At 55.7% G+C, this 16,553-nt stretch carries 17 protein-coding genes; 9 read left to right on the top strand and 8 right to left on the bottom strand.

The features are described 5' to 3' along the window. Positions 1-7 precede the first annotated feature (7 nt). The 5 genes from WG219_14610 to WG219_14590 all read right to left on the bottom strand — a co-directional run bounded on the left by WG219_14610 (position 8) and on the right by WG219_14590 (position 5,372). On the bottom strand, positions 8-1,054 hold the full coding sequence (locus tag WG219_14610) for an AbrB family transcriptional regulator (GenBank protein ID WXL24545.1): 1,047 nt from the start codon (positions 1,052-1,054) through the stop codon (positions 8-10). A 3-nt stretch (positions 1,055-1,057) separates the two neighbouring features. Then, on the bottom strand, positions 1,058-2,560 hold the full coding sequence (locus tag WG219_14605) for a tripartite tricarboxylate transporter permease (protein ID WXL24544.1): 1,503 nt from the start codon (positions 2,558-2,560) through the stop codon (positions 1,058-1,060). A 3-nt stretch (positions 2,561-2,563) separates the two neighbouring features. Beyond that, positions 2,564-3,016 carry a tripartite tricarboxylate transporter TctB family protein gene (locus tag WG219_14600; GenBank protein WXL24543.1) on the bottom strand — a complete coding sequence of 151 codons (453 nt, stop codon included), beginning with the start codon at positions 3,014-3,016 and terminating at the stop codon, positions 2,564-2,566. Positions 3,017-3,107: 91 nt separating this feature from the next. After that, complete coding sequence (locus WG219_14595) at positions 3,108-4,046, bottom strand: tripartite tricarboxylate transporter substrate binding protein (GenBank protein ID WXL28014.1); 939 nt, start codon at positions 4,044-4,046, stop codon at positions 3,108-3,110. 63 nt (positions 4,047-4,109) lie between these two features. Then, positions 4,110-5,372: an OprD family porin gene (locus WG219_14590; protein ID WXL24542.1), complete on the bottom strand. Its 1,263-nt coding sequence runs from the start codon at positions 5,370-5,372 to the stop codon at positions 4,110-4,112. Positions 5,373-5,647: 275 nt separating this feature from the next. On the opposite strand from WG219_14590, the gene WG219_14585 reads away from it, so the two are divergent. Together WG219_14585 and WG219_14580 are read left to right on the top strand one after the other, a co-directional pair. Continuing rightward, complete coding sequence (locus tag WG219_14585; GenBank protein ID WXL24541.1) at positions 5,648-6,319, top strand: response regulator; 672 nt, start codon at positions 5,648-5,650, stop codon at positions 6,317-6,319. After that, positions 6,312-7,700: a sensor histidine kinase gene (locus tag WG219_14580; protein WXL24540.1), complete on the top strand. Its 1,389-nt coding sequence runs from the start codon at positions 6,312-6,314 to the stop codon at positions 7,698-7,700. The genes WG219_14585 and WG219_14580 overlap by 8 nt, the downstream gene beginning before the upstream one ends. Positions 7,701-7,742: 42 nt before the next feature. On the opposite strand, the gene WG219_14575 is transcribed toward WG219_14580, so the two are convergent. Together WG219_14575 and WG219_14570 are read right to left on the bottom strand one after the other, a co-directional pair. Then, the gene (locus WG219_14575) at positions 7,743-8,579 is read right to left on the bottom strand and encodes an HDOD domain-containing protein (GenBank protein ID WXL24539.1); all 837 of its coding nucleotides are present in this window, start codon (positions 8,577-8,579) and stop codon (positions 7,743-7,745) included. Positions 8,580-8,645: 66 nt separating this feature from the next. Then, positions 8,646-9,587: a folate-binding protein YgfZ gene (locus WG219_14570; GenBank protein WXL24538.1), complete on the bottom strand. Its 942-nt coding sequence runs from the start codon at positions 9,585-9,587 to the stop codon at positions 8,646-8,648. A 162-nt stretch (positions 9,588-9,749) separates the two neighbouring features. Between WG219_14570 and WG219_14565 the strand changes: the two genes are divergently transcribed. Together WG219_14565 and WG219_14560 are read left to right on the top strand one after the other, a co-directional pair. Further along, on the top strand, positions 9,750-10,004 hold the full coding sequence (locus WG219_14565) for a succinate dehydrogenase assembly factor 2 (GenBank protein ID WXL24537.1): 255 nt from the start codon (positions 9,750-9,752) through the stop codon (positions 10,002-10,004). Further along, entirely contained in the window at positions 9,988-10,440 is a 453-nt protein-coding gene (locus WG219_14560) for a protein YgfX (GenBank protein WXL24536.1), read from the top strand. Before WG219_14565 ends, WG219_14560 begins: the two co-directional genes overlap by 17 nt. On the opposite strand, the gene nadB is transcribed toward WG219_14560, so the two are convergent. Continuing rightward, complete coding sequence (nadB, locus tag WG219_14555; protein WXL24535.1) at positions 10,409-12,025, bottom strand: L-aspartate oxidase; 1,617 nt, start codon at positions 12,023-12,025, stop codon at positions 10,409-10,411. The genes WG219_14560 and nadB overlap by 32 nt on opposite strands. Before the next feature lie 370 nt (positions 12,026-12,395). Here nadB and rpoE point away from each other — a divergent pair, with 370 nt between their 5' ends. The 5 genes from rpoE to WG219_14530 are packed head-to-tail and all read left to right on the top strand — an operon-like array spanning position 12,396 to position 16,479. Next, the gene (gene rpoE / locus WG219_14550; GenBank protein WXL24534.1) at positions 12,396-12,977 is read left to right on the top strand and encodes an RNA polymerase sigma factor RpoE; all 582 of its coding nucleotides are present in this window, start codon (positions 12,396-12,398) and stop codon (positions 12,975-12,977) included. A gap of 31 nt (positions 12,978-13,008) precedes the next feature. Beyond that, positions 13,009-13,599, top strand: coding sequence for an RseA family anti-sigma factor (locus WG219_14545; GenBank protein WXL24533.1), 591 nt, complete (start codon positions 13,009-13,011; stop codon positions 13,597-13,599). Positions 13,600-13,607: 8 nt separating this feature from the next. Continuing rightward, the gene (locus tag WG219_14540; GenBank protein ID WXL24532.1) at positions 13,608-14,555 is read left to right on the top strand and encodes a MucB/RseB C-terminal domain-containing protein; all 948 of its coding nucleotides are present in this window, start codon (positions 13,608-13,610) and stop codon (positions 14,553-14,555) included. Next, entirely contained in the window at positions 14,555-15,010 is a 456-nt protein-coding gene (locus WG219_14535; protein WXL24531.1) for a SoxR reducing system RseC family protein, read from the top strand. Before WG219_14540 ends, WG219_14535 begins: the two co-directional genes overlap by 1 nt. Positions 15,011-15,039: 29 nt before the next feature. Continuing rightward, positions 15,040-16,479: a DegQ family serine endoprotease gene (locus tag WG219_14530; protein ID WXL24530.1), complete on the top strand. Its 1,440-nt coding sequence runs from the start codon at positions 15,040-15,042 to the stop codon at positions 16,477-16,479. The last annotated feature ends 74 nt before the right edge of the window (positions 16,480-16,553 follow it).

The following is a 16,553-nucleotide window of genomic DNA, read 5'->3' as shown; positions in this document are numbered from 1 at the left end:
ATTGTCGCTAGGCTTTTTCACCCTTGCGCAGCCACAGATTGAACACCGGTCTTGCCAAAAACAGTTGCAGAAACAGGCGCAATATCTGCAAGGCTGAGACCATCGCCACAGACAGGTGCAAGGCCTCAGCTGTCAGGCTCAGTTCGGTAATGCCGCCGGGCATCAGGCCCAGCATCAGCGAGACTGACTCAACCCCACTGATCCAGCCCAATCCGAGCCCCAGCAGCGCAGCGCCCGCAATGGCCAGCAGGCTGAACACGAAGATGCGCGTCATAAATGCCGGAGCAGTGCGAAAGAACTCTCGGCTGAAGTGGCAGCCCAGCGCGCAACCAATCAGCCATTGCCCCACATGGCCGAGCCACGAAGGCAGCCCCAAGTGCAGGTTAAACACCACACTGGCGGTTGCACTGACGATGATGGGGCCAAGCATCCACGGGCTGGGCTGCTTCAACAGTCGCCAGACCCTGGCCAGCACAGCACCCGCAAAGAGTAAGCCAAGCAGCCACGGCCAGTTGACCTCGGCGGGTTGAGGTGGCTGCACGGCGGGCAGCGACCAAGTGAACAGCGCCGGAATCAGCAACACCACCATCAGCAGGCGCAGGCTGTGGGCCGCAGCGATTCGGGCAGAGTCGGCGTCGTAACCGCGCGCCATGTTGACCATTTCCGTCGCGCCGCCGGGCATGCTGGCGAAGAACGCGGTGGCTTTATCCGTGCCGCCCCGGCGCAGAATGACGATGCCGATCAGGCTTAACGCCAGTGTGCCGAGTGATCCGATGATGATCAGTGGCAGGTGCGTGATCACCTGCTGGAATACTTCGTAAGTGAAATGCAGGCCGATGCTGGTGGACACAAGCCATTGCCCGGTTTGCCGACCGCCGGGGATTTCGCGGATGGCCGGGCCGAAACAGCGGAACAGAATAACGGCCAACAGGGAGCCGATGATCCAGGGCAATGGCCAGCCAATTAGGCTGGCCAGGTACCCGCCAAGCCCACCTACAAGCGGCGTTAGCCACCAATTGCGGATGTGCTTGGGATTTTCGTGCGGGTCGGGCATTAATCAGGCTACTTTTGGTTGGCTGCGTTTACGCCAGTTGCGCCAGAAGGGCAGAGCAATCATGACCGCAATCAGTGTCCATACGCCCCATGTAATCGGGCTGGCAAAGAGGATGCCCAGTTCACCGTTGGAGATGGATAGAGCGCGGCGCAGATTTTGCTCCATAAGCCCGCCCAGAATAAAGCCCAACAGCACCGCAGACAGCGGAAAGTCCATCTTGCGTAGGATGTAACCGGCAATGCCGATGCCCACCATCAGGAACAGATCGAAGGTGGTGGCATGCACGGCGTAAACGCCGATAGAGGTGATGATCGCAATCGCCGGAACCAGCGCCCAGTAGGGGACGGCCAGAATCTTGGTGAAGATTTTGATCATCGGGATATTCATCACGATGAGCATCACGTTGGCCACGAAGAGAGAGGCGATCAGCCCCCAGACAATATCCGGCTGGTTCTGGAACAGCAGCGGACCCGGTGTGATGTTGTACAGCGTCAGTGCGCCAAGCATCACGGCGGTTGTGCCTGAACCCGGTACACCCAGGGTCAGCATCGGGACCATGGAGCCGCAAGCTGAGGCGCTGTTGGCGGTTTCCGGGGCTGCCAGACCGCGCAGGTCGCCATCACCGAATTTGTTTTCTTTAACCGCCAGGCGTTTTTCTGTCATGTAGGCCACGGCGCTGGCCAGGGTCGCACCGGCGCCCGGCAAAATGCCGAGAATAAAGCCAAGGCTGCCGCTGCGCAGATTGGTCAGCAGAACGGAGGCGCCTTCTTTGAGGTTGAACAGCATGCGGCCTTTGGCTTCAAGGGTTTTCTGACCGTGATGGGTGCGCTCCAGCAGCACCAGAATCTCGCTTACTGAGAACAGGCCGAGCACCAACACGACAAACTGGATGCCATCGGACAGACCGAGGCTGCCGAAGGTGAAACGGTACACGCCGCTGTTGGAGTCGATGCCGACGCAGGACAGGAACAGACCGATACAGGCGGCAATCGCCGTCTTCATCGGTTTGTTGCCGGCCATCCCAGCCAGGCAGACGATGGCAAACACCATCAGCACAAAGTACTCAGCCGGGCCGAAGGCCACCGCCCATTTCGCCAGCAGCGGGGCAAAGATGACTACGCCGCAGGTGGCAATCAGACCGCCGACAAACGAGCTCCAGGCCGAGATTGACAGGGCAATCCCCGCTTTGCCCTGACGAGCCAGCGGGTAGCCGTCCAGGGTGGTCATTACCGCAGAGGCTTCACCAGGGATATTGAGCAGGATTGAGGAAATCCGTCCGCCGTATTCGCAGCCCAGATACACCGCAGCCAGCAGAATCAGCGCCGTTTCCGGTGGCAGACCGAGGGCGAAGGCAATCGGGATCAGCAGTGCTACACCGTTGATCGGTCCGAGCCCCGGGAGCAGGCCGACGACGGTACCGATCAGTGTGCCGCACAGGGCTGTCAGCAGGTTGTAAGGGCTCAGAGCGACACCGAAGCCCTGGCCAAGATAGTTAAGCGTTTCCATGTCTTAGTTCTCCAGAGCTGAAAGCAGGCCAAGGGGCAGCGGCACATCGAGAATTTTGTCGAACAGCAGGTACAGCCCGATCGACAGCAGCACACCGGCAATCACACTGGCGACCCAGCGACCGCCGTACAGCCGGGACATGGCGACGCCAAAAAGGGCACTGGAGATGACAAAGCCCAAGGTTTCAAAAAACGCTGCATAGAGCACCATGATCAGCACGCAGAGGCCGATCTTGAGCAAAACGTGGGAGGTCAGAGGCCCTTCCTCACCATGGTCAATTTCGCCACCTTTTATCAGCAGGTAGATGGCGCCGAGCCCGGTCAGGGTTAGCAGCAGCAGGGGATAGGCGCGTGGGCCTACAGGTTCATAGGAGAAAGGCGCGTGATACGTCCAGGCAACGATGCCCAGTCCGATACTGATGAGTAGCAGGACGAGCCCGAATATACGTTGAGACATTGCTAATGCCCTCATTTATGCAATAGCAGGCCCATTCCCCGTATTAAACGGGGAAGGTCTGTCGTAGCGAGGTTGGCGGTAGCGGGCTGAACTACTGGATCAGGCCGAAGTCCTGGGCAAGCTTCTTGTAGTCGGCTACCTGTTTTTTTACGTAGCTGTCCAGTTCTTCGCCCGTCATGGCGAAGGGGTACAGCTCGCGTTCGGTGCGCAGCTTGGCGAAGTCTTCTGAGGCCAACAGCTGATCGAAGGAGCTCTTCCACCAGGCGTATGCCTCGTCGCTGACTTTAGGGCCGAGATAGAAGCCGCGGATTACCGGCCAGACCACGTCGAAGCCTTGCTCCTTAGCGGTCGGAATGTCTGCCACGACTTTGCCGGGCAGGCGTTCTTCTGACATCACCGCAAGGATGCGCATATCGCCGCTGGCAATGTGTGGCACGGAGTCAGAAATATCGGTGCTGGCGACTTGGATATGGCCGCCCAGCAGGGCTGTGGCCAATTCACCACCACCTTCCATGGCGACATAACGCAACTCTCGCGGGTTAATACCGGCGGCCTTAGCAATCAGCGCGGTTTGCATCCAGTCCTGGCTGCCAACCGTGCCGCCTGAGCCGATGACAACTTTGCCAGGGTTGGCCTTGATGGCATCAACCAAGTCCTTGAGGTTTTTGTAGGGGGAGTCGCTGCGCACAGCAATGGCGCCGTAGCTGCTGCCAATCGCTGCAATCCACTTCACGGCACCTTCGTCGAAACGGCCAAACTTACCTTGGGCAAGGTTGAGCAGTGATCCGCTGGAAAATGCAGTGATGGTGCCAGCATCAGCAGGGCGTTGAGCGACCACGGCGTTGTAGGCCACAGCGCCCACGCCACCAGGCATGTAAGTGACACGCATGGGGGCTTTTAGCAGTTTTTCCTGCACGAGAGCGCTCTGCGCCAGTTTGCAGGTCAGGTCAAAACCGCCACCGGGCGCAGCAGGTGCAATGCATTCAGGGCGTTTAGGTTCGTCCGCCAAAATCGGCGCAGCAAGGGCCATGCAGGCAGTGGCAAAGGCAATGCGGGTGATTGAAGTTTTCATGCTGAAATCCTTTTGCCGTGATTACCAGATGGGGAGGGTGTAGCCGACGATGATGCGGTTTTCATCGGCGTCGCGGGCGAAATCTGAGCGGAATGTGGCGTTGCGCAGGCGTACATAGACGTCTTTGAGCGGGCCACTTTGCACCACGTATTTGATCTCGCTGTCACGCTCCCATTCGCTGCCGCGCTTGTTGCTACCTGCAATCTGAGCATCATCGCCAGAAATATAGCGTGTCATAAAGGTTAATCCGGGAATTCCGATGCTGGCCAGATCAAAGTCGTAGCGGGCTTGCCATGAACGCTCGTCGGCGTTGGCAAAGTCGTTGATTTGTACGAAGTTGATCAGATACGGGTCACTGCCATCGAGGTAAGCAAAGCCAGTGTCACCGCCCATGTCCTGGTAGCCAAGCCCAAACTTGTGCGCGTCATAGCTGTAGGTAAACATGGCGCCGAACGCGCGGTTATCCACCTTGCCACCTGTGGCTGCACCGGTGTCCTTACTGAGGGCCAGGCGGATGTCGGCGGACAGGGTGCCGGGGCCGATCGGGTGGGATCCTAGCAGGCCGAAATAATGCTGGCGATAAACGTCATCCAGCTCTGCGGCGTGATAGCGCCCCGTCCATTTGTCGGTGAATGCATACTCGGCGCCGATTAGATCCATGTGATCGGCGCGGGCATCACTGCGGAAACGCTTGTTCTTGCTGTTGAGAACCAATTTTTCAGAGTTAGTGGAGGCGCGATCGACCACTTTGGTCAGGCGTCCACCGAGCAGCTGCAGTCCGTCAATCTCTTTGGAGGTCAGCAGACCGCCTTCAAAAACTTGTGGCAGCAAACGGCTTTGGCTGGATTTAGCCACGGGCAGCTCAAGAATATGGGAGCCGTAGCGGAATTCAGTTTGGGAAACTTTGATTTTCCCTGTCAGGCCCAGGTGTCCGAAGGTGTCAGGAGCGCCGCCGTCATCTTGGGTGGGTAACAGGTCGGTGCCGGAGGTGCCTCTGCCTGAGTCGAGCTTGATGCCCATCAGGCCCAAAGCATCTACCCCTACGCCCACAGTTCCGTCGGTGTACCCGGATTTGATGTCCAGAATAAAACCTTGGCCCCATTCTTCACGTTTATTCTGACCTTTGTTCTCACGGAAATCCCGGTTCAGGTAAATGTTGCTGGTTGTCAGGGAGGCGGAGCTGTCTTCGATAAAGTCGGCTAAGGCAGCAGGTGAGGCGGTAGCGGCGAGGCCCAAAGTGAGCAGTGAAGCTGGCGTGCGAGCCGTTAGTGATGCGATACGCATTCTGTGGTCTCCATTGTTATTTTTGTAACGAACGCTCTCCACTGAGCCGTTCGTCTTAGCGCGGAAGTTCCATCCACTTTTCGATCCTAGGAGTCCAACCTTTCGCCAACCTTTCACTATCCTGACAGCTATTAAAGTTTTGATATGGCTCAAGACTTCAACGTGGTTATTCACAATCTCTGGCAGCTCTGTAAACTTGCCTCCCCCTTAATAAGGGGCATTAGGTGAGCTGGTTCAGGTGATATGGACAGGTGCGACAAGGACAGGAGGTATTCGTGCGAATTCTGCTGGTTGAAGACCATGTGCAGTTAGCTGAGAGCGTGGCTCAAGCACTGAAAAGCGCTGGCTGGACAGTGGACATGCTGCACGATGGGATTGCAGCGGATCTGGCCTTGAGCAGCGAAGACTATGCACTGGCCATCCTGGATGTGGGCTTGCCGCGCATGGATGGATTTCAGCTGCTGGCGCGGCTGAGGGAGCGTGGTAAAAACCTGCCTGTGCTGATGCTAACGGCTCGCGTAGAAGTGAAAGACCGGGTTCACGGCCTTAATCTGGGAGCTGATGATTACCTGGCTAAACCGTTTGAGCTGTCCGAGCTTGAGGCGAGAGTTAAAGCCTTATTACGCCGTTCTCTGATGGGTGGTGAACGTCAACAGCGCTGCGGCAGCCTTGTATATGACCTCGACACACGCCGCTTCAGCCTCGATGGTGAGCTGTTAGTGCTGACATCCCGTGAGCAGGAGGTCCTGGAGGTCATGATTGCCCGACCGGGCCGAGTCATGAGCAAAGAGCAGCTGGCGTCGCAGGTGTTCGGCCTGGATGAAGAAGTGAGTACGGATGCGATTGAAATCTACATTCATCGCCTGCGAAAAAAACTGGAGGGCGGGCAGGTGCGGATCGTAACGTTCCGTGGGCTAGGGTATCTGTTAGAAGCCAACAATGTTTAAAAGTGGCAGCCTGCGCGGTCGACTGCTGCGTCGACTGGCCTTCTTACTGGCCATCATTCTGCTTATCAGCAGTTTTACTGCTTACTGGAGTGCAAGGCGTGCTGCCGATACCGCCTATGACCGAACGCTGCTGGCGTCTGCTCGTGCGGTGGTCGCAGGGCTGTATTCGGAAGACGGCCATCTCAGTGCCAATATCCCTTATATCGCGTTGGACAGCTTTGCTTACGACAGCGAAGGGCGCATTTACTATCAAGTCCTCGATCCCAAGGGGGCCTTGGTCTCGGGTTATGAAGGTTTGCCAGGCCCACCTGCCAGTGTTGAGCTGACGCGGGACTATCCGGCATTGGCTCGTTTCTACGATGCGGAATACCTAGGTCAGGGGGTGCGGGTCGTCAGCCTGATGAAGCCGGTGAGTGAGCCTGACCTGACGGGCATGGCGGAGATTCGTGTGGCGGAGACGTTGGGCGCGCGTGAGCGCTTGGCTCGTGATCTGCTGATGGGGACGCTGTGGCGTATGTTGTTCCTATCGTTGACCGCGTTATTGCTGGTTTGGCTGGCGGTAAGTGTGGCGCTGCGGCCGTTGAATATTTTGCGTCGTCGCCTGGATATGCGCAGCAGTGATGAACTGCGACCGCTGCCGGTTGAAAGCATGCCTCGTGAGTTGCAGCCTTTGATTCTGGCACTCAATCAGTTCAATGAGCGGTTGCGTAACTTGTTTGAACGCCAGTCGCAGTTTATTGCTGACGCCTCCCATGAGCTGCGCACGCCGCTGGCTACGATGAAAGCGCGGGTTGAGTTGGGGCTGCGCTCTAGTGAGCCGGAGGTTTGGCTCGGCACTTTGCAGGCAACCGCGCAAAGTACTGACAAATTGACTCACTTGGCGAATCAGCTGTTGTCGTTGGCGCGTATTGAAAGTGGAGCAAGGGCGATTCTTGAAGGCGGCGCACAGCCCCTTGATCTGACTGAGCTGGCCCGTGAGCTGGGCCTGGCCATGGCGCCATTGGCTCATGGCAAAGGGATCGCGCTGGCGCTGGAGGCCGAAGAGCCTGTATGGGTGAGGGGGGAGCCCACGCTGTTAAATGAGCTCCTGTCTAACTTGCTGGATAATGCGCTGGCCCACACACGCCCTGGCGGTAACGTGATTTTGAGGGTGCTGCCGGCTGGGACGCTTGAGGTTGAGGACGATGGCCCTGGTATTCCAGAGGCTGAATATGAGCGGGTGTTTGCTCGATTTTACCGGACGACAAACCGCAGCACGGGCGCTGGATTGGGGTTAGCTATTGTCGGTGAAATCTGTCGGGCCCATCAGGCCAATATCAGCCTGCATCAGGCAGCCTCGGGTGGGCTTCTGGTGCGCGTGACGTTTACGTCTGTAGGTTAGGCCTCAGGGCGTAGCCGCTCTGAGGCCTTTGGCGTTACCAGGTTACTGCAACATGGTCATGGCAGCTTCCATGGCAGCTGACAGGTCCTCGTCGTCATTGAGGTTCTGGCCTGGGTCGAGTCCTAGTTTGCGGAAGGACGCGATTGAGCTCCAGTCCAGCTGAGTGTAAGGGTGCTCAGTACCCAAGTAGCTTTGCAGGGTGGCGACTTGAACGATATCGGTGTAGTCGACTTTGTTGCTGTCGCGGTTAAAGTCCAGGTAGTTGCCCGGCACGTTGGCAATCATTTCCGGGAAGTCCCAGGTACGCAGAATCTTTTCGCCAATGATCGGGTGAATCTGCTCAATCACGTGGTTAAGGCTGATTGAGTCTGCCAACAGCTCACTGTGCTCTTCAGCGTAGGTAAGAATGGGCAAGACGCCGATCATGTGCACAAGGCCTGCGAGTGTCGCTTGGTCGGCTGGCAGGCGCGTGTAGTTTTTGCAGAGTACGTGACAGATACCTGCAATCTCAGTGCTCTTGTTCCAGACTTCGCGCATTTTGCGATCAATCACGTCACTGGTGGCTTGGAACATTTGCTCCATGGCCAGGCCGGTGGCCAAGTTGCAGGTGTAGTTGATGCCCAGGCGGCTCACAGCCATTTGCAGGTCTGTGATTTCTTTGTTGGTGCGCAGCAGAGGGCTGTTGACCACTTTGATGATGCGGGCAGTCAGGGCGGCATCATTGCCGATAACCTTGCACAGTTGTGGGACACTAATGTCCGGGTCTTCTGCGGCCTCTCGTACGCGCAAAGCAACTTCCGGCAGTGTAGGCAGTACCAGTTCATCGCGCTCGATGGCCTGGGTCAGATCCTGTAGGACTTTTTCAGATAGCGTGCTCATTTGTGTACTTCTCTTAACTGCCGAAGCAGTTGCAGGGAGCGGTGGCAGAACCGCAGATTATTATTTTTAACGCTGAATTTCGCGATCAGAATCAAGGGTATACGGCAAACTTAGAAGCTTCAGAGGCTGTCCATCGCCTGAGTTCAGTGTAATGCGACCGTCGACAACGGCATCTTCCTGCAATACGGCCAGCAGCTCCACGGTTGTATCGGTACGGGCAGCCAGTACGACTTCTCCGACGCTGGAGCTGTGTACCGGAGAGAATAGCTCGGCGCCCGGCGCAGGTAGATCGGCAGAGGAAAGCTCCAGACGGTAGAGGCGTCGTTTGAGTTTGCCCAGATACTGCATGCGCGCCACAATTTCTTGGCCGGTATAACAGCCCTTTTTAAAGCTGACGCCCCCCACAGCCTGCAGGTTGATCATCTGTGGGATGAACAGCTCGCGAGTCTGTCCGGTGACTTGACCAATACCGGCACGTATTTGGGTCAGAAGCCACTGATTGAGTGGCGCTTCCTTCAGCTGCGAGGACAGTTTGTTTTTAATGTCGTCCAGTTGGTTGTTTGGTACCCACAATTCCGCCCGGCCATCGCTCAGGCGTATGGCTAGAAGGTCGCCCTGACGAGCAACCGAGTCGGTTTCATTGGGTAGGTCAATATTGAGGTCAGCCAGCAGGGCGTCGGCCCCAACAAGACCGAAGCGCGACCAGTCATGACTGACATCACTCAGTGTAGCTTTGCTGAAGACAGCATATTTTTTCAGGTCAGCAAGCTGTCCTTCCAGCAATTCACTGGCTAGGGCGAGAAAAAAACCATCATTGCTGCTGACAATGCGAAAGCTAGACAGCATGCGTCCTTTAGGCGTGCAGCGTGCGCCTAGGCTGCTGTGCGAGTCACTCAGATAATTGATATTGCAGGTGATCTGGCCCTGAAGAAACTTGCCGGCATCCGGCCCACTTACAGCAAGAATACCTTCGTGACTGAGCAAGCAAAAAAACGGGGAATTGGCCATGTGGGTATCGCAGGGGAAAAGTTAGGTTGCTCATCATAGAGCGAGCACTGCCTCTTGTCAGCGCTTGAACGATTTAATCGGTTCATGGCGGAACCATGTTTTATGCGGTCAACAGAGGTGTTTTCCCCGTATACTTGGCGTCTAGTTAAAAGGAGCCTGTACATGGTTGATTCGGTTGAACTCAAGCGCCTCTACTGGCACAGCCGTCGTGGCATGCTGGAGCTGGATGTGCTGTTGGTGCCTTTTGTCGAGGAGGTTTACGCGACTCTTGATGAAGAAGATCAGGCGCGTTTCCGCAAGCTGCTCGAATGTGAAGATCAGGACATGTTCGGCTGGTTTATGCAGCGTGGCGAGCCTGAAGATGCTGATCTGAAACGGATCGTGCGGATGATTCTGGACCGTGTCCAGCCTAAGTGATTACTTCGAGTGTCGCTGGCGGGCTTCCCGCTGGCTGTTGTGTATTTATGCACTGTTGCAGGCAATGCTGCTGTGTTGCCTGTACCCGCTTGATCTAGCGGTCTGGTGCAAACTGCTTATTGTATTGATGTGCATTTCCCACGCCGTTTGGGTGGTTCCCCGGTACTTATTAAACTCGCGGCGCAGCGCCTATCAGGGGTTACGTTGGACGGAATCAGGCTGGCAGGTCTTCAGCGAGTCCGAGGGGTGGCAGGCGATCGAGCTACACCCAGACAGCTTGGCGTTACCGTTAATGGTCTTTTTACGCTTCAGGCTGGCGGGGCAGCGGAGAGTGCGCTCGCTGTGTGTTGCCCGTGATAGCCTTTCCTATCACGAGCATCGTCGGTTGCGTGTGCGGCTTAAGTTCAGTCGCTATAGGTGGGCGGTTGCAGAATAGTGTCCCTAGCTTCAGGTAACTGTTGCGGGTAGTCGAGGGTGTAATGCAGGCCACGGCTTTCACGGCGCTGCATGGCTGAGCGGATGATCAGTTCCGCGACCTGGGCCAAGTTGCGCAGCTCAATCAAGTCCCGGCTGACTTTGTAGTTGCTGTAGAACTCATCGATCTCGTCCAGTAGCAGCCGTACCCGATGTTCTGCACGCTGTAGGCGCTTGCTGGTGCGCACGATGCCTACGTAGTCCCACATAAAGCGCCGTAGCTCGTCCCAGTTGTGAGCGATGATGACGTCCTCATCGGAGTCTGTAACCTGGCTGGCGTCCCAGCAGGGCAGCTGAGGTGGTTCTTGGACCGTGTCCAGTTGGGCTGTGATATCAGCGGCAGCCGAGCGGCCATAAACAAAGCATTCCAGCAGAGAGTTACTGGCCATACGGTTAGCACCATGAAGGCCGGTAAAGCTGGTTTCGCCAATGGCATAAAGCCCAGGGATGTCGGTGCGCCCATGTTGATCAACAACAACGCCGCCACAGGTGTAGTGGGCAGCGGGGACCACTGGGATGGGTTCTCGGGTAATGTCGATGCCAAATGTCAGGCAGCGTTCATACACGGTCGGGAAGTGTGATTTGATGAAGTCAGCGGGTTTGTGGCTGATGTCCAGATAGACGCAGTCGACACCCAGTCGCTTCATTTCATGATCAATGGCGCGCGCTACGATATCGCGAGGGGCAAGCTCTGCGCGTTCATCAAAGCGTGGCATAAAACGCTCGCCGTTAGGCAGTTTAAGCAGAGCGCCTTCACCGCGCAGGGCTTCGGTAATCAGAAAGCTCTTGGCCTGAGGGTGATACAAGCATGTCGGGTGGAACTGGTTAAATTCAAGGTTGCCAACCCTGCACCCAGCGCGCCAAGCCATGGCAATACCATCACCACAGGCGCTGTCTTGGTTGCTGGTGTACAGGTAAACCTTAGCGGCGCCGCCAGTAGCAAGTACGACAAATCGGGCATTGTAGGTGTCGACTTCACCGGTCTCGCGATTGAGCACGTATGCGCCGAGGCAGCGTTGCCCTGGCAGACCGATCTTACGCTCGGTAATCAAATCGACGGCGACGCGCTGCTCCAGCAGCTCTACATTGCTACGTTTGCGGGTTTGTTCAAGCAGTGTGTTAAAAATGGCGGCGCCAGTTGCATCAGCAGCATGAATAATGCGGCGGTGGCTGTGACCGCCCTCGCGGGTCAGGTGAAACTCAAACCCGCCGTCTTCTTTATGCGGTTCATCGTCACGGGTGAAGGGCACGCCTTGGTCGATAAGCCACTGAATGGCTTCGCGGCTGTGCTCAACGGTGAAGCGCACAGCATCTTCGCGGCATAGACCTCCACCCGCGATTAACGTGTCTTCAACATGGGACTCGACAGTATCTGTTGTGTCCAGAACTGCGGCAACGCCACCTTGGGCCCAATAGGTCGAGCCATTGGACAGGTTACCCTTACTGAGGACGGCAATACTCAAGTGGCCTGGCAATGTGAGTGCCAGGGTCAGTCCCGCTGCGCCGCTGCCGATAACCAGTACATCGTGTTGGAAGTGTTGGCTCATGTCAGAATTCCCGCAAAGTGCGCCGCTAGTATATAGAGGGGGCGGACGGCACAATAGCGTAGAGTGGTTTAGTAAGTTGATAGGGAACTTCTAAGCTAGTTTTTGTTCTATAAGCGGTTGTTTAGAGCTATTGGGCCTATCAAGGTTTTTTTTATAACGCTTGTGAAGCTATTTAACCGGTTTTGCCAGTGTTTCAGATTATTGATGCAGCCAATTTGCTAGGCGCTGCATTTTTTCCTGACAAAACGACATCAGAATTTGCAGGAAGGTTGTTTGAGGGAGAGAACTTTTGCGAATTGCCCAAGTCTATTCAGGCAGATCGATGCAAGGGTTGGTGTTACGCTCCTTTGGACTTAATTAAGGAGATTTCATGCTAACCCAGGAAGAAGATCAGCAGCTGGTCGAGCGCGTGCAGCGCGGCGATAAGCGCGCATTTGATCTGTTGGTGATGAAGTATCAACACAAGATTCTCGGGTTGATTGTGCGTTTTGTGCATGACAGCCATGAGGCTCAGGACGTTGCGCAGGAAGCTTTCGTCAAGGCTTATCGGGCGTTAGGTAACTTTAGGGGCGACAGTGCTTTCTATACCTGGCTTTACCGAATTGCCATCAATACGGCGAAGAACTATTTGGTATCGAGAGGACGTCGTCCGCCAGATAGTGATGTCAGTGCAGAGGATGCTGAATTTTATGATGGTGATCATGCCCTTAAGGACATTGAATCGCCTGAGCGCGCACTGCTGCGCGATGAAATTGAGGCAACTGTGCATCGCAGTATTGAGCAGTTACCAGAAGACTTGCGCACGGCGCTGACGCTGCGAGAGTTTGATGGGTTGAGTTACGAGGATATAGCCAGTGTTATGCAATGTCCTGTCGGTACCGTGCGTTCACGTATTTTCCGCGCGCGGGAAGCCATAGATAGATCCTTGCAACCATTGTTGCAGGAAGCCTGAGACAGCGGCGAAAGCCTAGAGAGGAACCGCAATGAGTCGTCAAACCATGCAGGAATCGCTGTCCGCGGTGATGGATAACCAAGCGGATGAGTTAGAGTTGAGGCGTGTATTGGCCGCTTGCGAGGACGGGGAAGTCCGCGCAACGTGGGCTCGCTATCAACTGGCACGGGCAGCTATGCATAAAGAGCTGCTGGAGCCCCGTTTGGATCTGGCGTCTGCGGTATCTGCAGCCATCGCCGATGAGCCTGTGCCTGTGGTTCAGCAGCGTGTTGCTGGCAGCCGTATGCGTACGGTTGGGCGCTGGGCTGTTGCTGCTTCTGTGACGGTGGCTGTTCTGGCCGGAGTTCGTCTGTACAATCAAAATGATATTGCGGGTTTGGAGATGGCACAGCAAACTGTCGCTCCATTGTCGATGCCGCAGTCAAATAGTCTGGCGATGTTGGCGACGTTCAAAACATCTGAAGATACGGTGCCGCCCTCTGTGAGTGCCGCAGATCAAGAACAGGCTCAGTGGCATGAGCAGCGCTTGCCAATCTATTTACGTCAGCACGCTCAACAGGCTGCTGGTGCTAGTGATGTTGCGTTGCCTTTCGCCCGTGCTGCTAGTTTGGAAGGTCGTTAAGGGGCCTCATGCGCTTTATTCCTTTTAGCGTTGTATTGGTTGCCGCTAGCTGGTTGAGTCAACCAGCTAGCGCAGCAGACGGGCAGGATCTATTGCAGCGTCTCAATGATGCACAGCGCAAGCAGAGCTTTCATGGCACATTCGTTTACGACAGTAATGGCGCTTTCTCAACGCATGGGATCTGGAGCCTCGTTGGGGATGATGGTCATGCGCGCTTACGTTTGTTGCAGCTAGATGGTGCAGAACAGGAAGTTCTGCGCGTCGATGGTCAGGTTGAGTGTGCCAGTGGGGAAATGGGGGATGAGCTGAGCAAGAGCCAGTTATGGTCAGCTCGGCAGCTTGATCCCAAGCAATTGAACGAGTGGTATGAACTGATTGTTTTGGGGGACTCACGTGTTGCGGGTCGTCCAACTACAGTGCTTGCGCTTGTTCCGCGTGATCAGAACCGCTACGGCCTTAAACTACATTTAGATCGTCAAACGGGCTTGCCGCTGAAGTCTCTGCTTGTTAATCAAAAAGGCCAGCTGCTTGAGCGATTTCAATTTACCCGCCTGCATCTAGAAGCTCCCACGTCCGCTGCCCTTGAACCAGGCGCGGGCTGTAGGCCCGTGCAGGATACCAAGCAGCCCGTAGCGCAGGCGTCTGAGTGGATAACTGAATGGTTGCCTCCAGGATTTGTCCTTAGTTCAACTTCCCAGCGTTTAAGTCCTGTGTCAGATGAGCCCGTTGCTTGTCAGGTTTATGGTGATGGGCTAGCAAGCTTTTCTATTTTTGTTGAGCCGTTGAAAGGCGCAGTAGCTGGGGATTTTCGCACACAGCTGGGGCCAACTGCTGCAGTGTCCCGTCGGGTGCAAACTGCTGATGGTGACGTGATGGTGACTGTGGTGGGGGAAATCCCCGTTGCGGCGGCCGAGCGTGTGGCGTCATCACTTAAGATACCTAGGGGTTCCGAGTAGTGATTGAAGAGCGAGGGCGTGTTGTTGCGCTCGAACCTGGAGCTGTCTGGGTTGAAACTCGGCGACAAAGTACATGTGGCAGTTGTTCTGCCAAGGCTGGCTGTGGGCATGGTGTTTTGCAGCAGCTAGGATTTCGAGAGCGTTATGCGAGGGTTCGGGCATTGTCTGATCTGGACCTGCAGCTAGGGGATTCTGTTGTCATTGGTGTTCGTGAGGACACTTTGGTGCGGGGTTCTCTGATGGTTTACCTGTTGCCGCTGCTGGGGCTTTTTGCAGCAGCTGTTTTGGTAGAGCAGATGGCGGTGGACGAGCGCTGGGTCATTCTCAGTGCGTTGTTGGGTTTTGTTGTGGCTGGCGGTGTGGTGCGTTGGCGAAACCGTTTCTGGGTCAATGATGCTGCCATGCAGCCTGTGGTGTTGCGCGCATATCTTGCGGTTGGCGCAACGGAATATTGAGACTTTTGCCTGCTTGATAGGGGAGATGTATGTCGAAGTCTAGTCTGAAGTCTTGCTTTGCCGGGTTGTTTGCTGTGCTGCTCTACGGCCAGGCCATGCTCGCTGAAGCAAGTCTGCCTGATTTTACTGAACTGGTTGAGCAGGCATCACCTGCGGTAGTCAACATCAGTACGCGTCAGAACATGCCTGATCGGGTCGCTGGTGGTGCTCAGTTGAATATCCCTGATCTTGAGGGGTTTCCACCTATATTTCGTGAGTTCTTTGAGCGGAGTATTCCTCAGGCACCACGTGCGCCGGGTGGAGGCGGGGGGCGCCAGCCAGAAGCTCAGTCTCTGGGATCCGGCTTCATCATCTCGGATGATGGCTATGTGCTGACCAATAACCATGTCGTGGCTGATGCTGACGAGATTATTGTTCGTCTGTCAGACCGCAGTGAGCTTGAGGCCAAGCTTATTGGTGCTGATCCGCGCAGCGATGTGGCGCTGCTTAAAGTTGATGCTAAAGGTTTGCCGACAGTCAAAATCGGTAAGTCTGACAACCTCAAAGTAGGTGAGTGGGTGCTGGCTATCGGTTCCCCCTTTGGTTTCGACCATTCCGTAACTGCCGGGATCGTCAGTGCTAAGGGACGTAGCTTGCCTAACGAGAGCTATGTGCCGTTTATCCAGACTGATGTGGCCATTAATCCAGGTAACTCAGGTGGTCCGCTGTTTAACCTGGCAGGCGAAGTCGTAGGTATCAACTCGCAAATTTTCACCCGCTCGGGTGGGTTTATGGGCTTGTCTTTCGCTATCCCGATGAGTGTTGCGATGGATGTAGCTAACCAGCTTAAAGCGGATGGCAAGGTAAGTCGTGGCTGGCTGGGCGTGGTGATTCAGGAGGTCAATAAAGACCTAGCTGAGTCCTTCGGTCTAGAAAAGCCTGCAGGCGCACTGGTCGCTCAAGTTCTTGAGGGTGGTCCGGCTGCCAAGGGTGGTTTGCAAGTGGGCGATGTGATCCTGAGTCTTGATGGTCAGCCGATCATCATGTCTGCTGATCTTCCGCATCTGGTTGGTTCCATGAAGCCTGGTGCTACCGCCGAGCTGAATGTAGTGCGTGATGGTTCACGTAAGACGCTTAAACTGGCCATCGGGGCGTTGCCAGAAGATGGTGAAACCATTGCAGATGCGGGGCAGTCCGGCGTTGAGCGCAGCAGCAACCGTTTGGGTGTCAAGGTGGCCGAATTGACTGCAGAGCAAAAGAAAAGCCTCGACCTGAAGGGTGGGGTGGTCATTTCCGAAGTTCTCAATGGCCCTGCTGCGCTAATTGGTCTGCGTCCGGGTGATGTGGTAACGCATCTGAATAACCAAGCGATCAACTCTGCTAAGACCTTTACTGAAGTGGCGCAAGCTCTACCGAAGAATCGTTCGGTGTCCATGCGTGTGCTGCGTCAGGGGCGCGCCAGCTTTATTACCTTCAAGCTGGCTGACTAAGAATCAGCACCAAAAAAAGGGCGACTTAGGTCGCCCTTTTTTTGGTGCCGCTTTTAACCTGTGGTGACGTAGCA

Origin of the sequence: Pseudomonas mendocina, assembly GCA_037482215.1 — a bacterium.
GTDB classification, from domain to species: Bacteria; Pseudomonadota; Gammaproteobacteria; order Pseudomonadales; family Pseudomonadaceae; genus Aquipseudomonas; species Aquipseudomonas mendocina_E.
This window is presented reverse-complemented; position numbering and strand designations above follow the sequence as displayed.

What these genes read in the sequence shown, in the direction of transcription:
- WG219_14610 (WXL24545.1), bottom strand. Translation starts at nt 1,054, where the DNA reads ATGCCCGACCCGCACGAAAATCCCAAGCACATCCGCAATTGGTGGCTA.
- WG219_14605 (WXL24544.1), bottom strand. Translation starts at nt 2,560, where the DNA reads ATGGAAACGCTTAACTATCTTGGCCAGGGCTTCGGTGTCGCTCTGAGC.
- WG219_14600 (WXL24543.1), bottom strand. Translation starts at nt 3,016, where the DNA reads ATGTCTCAACGTATATTCGGGCTCGTCCTGCTACTCATCAGTATCGGA.
- WG219_14595 (WXL28014.1), bottom strand. Translation starts at nt 4,046, where the DNA reads ATGGCCCTTGCTGCGCCGATTTTGGCGGACGAACCTAAACGCCCTGAA.
- WG219_14590 (WXL24542.1), bottom strand. Translation starts at nt 5,372, where the DNA reads ATGCGTATCGCATCACTAACGGCTCGCACGCCAGCTTCACTGCTCACT.
- WG219_14580 (WXL24540.1), top strand. Translation starts at nt 6,312, where the DNA reads ATGTTTAAAAGTGGCAGCCTGCGCGGTCGACTGCTGCGTCGACTGGCC.
- WG219_14575 (WXL24539.1), bottom strand. Translation starts at nt 8,579, where the DNA reads ATGAGCACGCTATCTGAAAAAGTCCTACAGGATCTGACCCAGGCCATC.
- WG219_14570 (WXL24538.1), bottom strand. Translation starts at nt 9,587, where the DNA reads ATGGCCAATTCCCCGTTTTTTTGCTTGCTCAGTCACGAAGGTATTCTT.
- WG219_14565 (WXL24537.1), top strand. Translation starts at nt 9,750, where the DNA reads ATGGTTGATTCGGTTGAACTCAAGCGCCTCTACTGGCACAGCCGTCGT.
- nadB (WXL24535.1), bottom strand. Translation starts at nt 12,025, where the DNA reads ATGAGCCAACACTTCCAACACGATGTACTGGTTATCGGCAGCGGCGCA.
- rpoE (WXL24534.1), top strand. Translation starts at nt 12,396, where the DNA reads ATGCTAACCCAGGAAGAAGATCAGCAGCTGGTCGAGCGCGTGCAGCGC.
- WG219_14545 (WXL24533.1), top strand. Translation starts at nt 13,009, where the DNA reads ATGAGTCGTCAAACCATGCAGGAATCGCTGTCCGCGGTGATGGATAAC.
- WG219_14540 (WXL24532.1), top strand. Translation starts at nt 13,608, where the DNA reads ATGCGCTTTATTCCTTTTAGCGTTGTATTGGTTGCCGCTAGCTGGTTG.
- WG219_14530 (WXL24530.1), top strand. Translation starts at nt 15,040, where the DNA reads ATGTCGAAGTCTAGTCTGAAGTCTTGCTTTGCCGGGTTGTTTGCTGTG.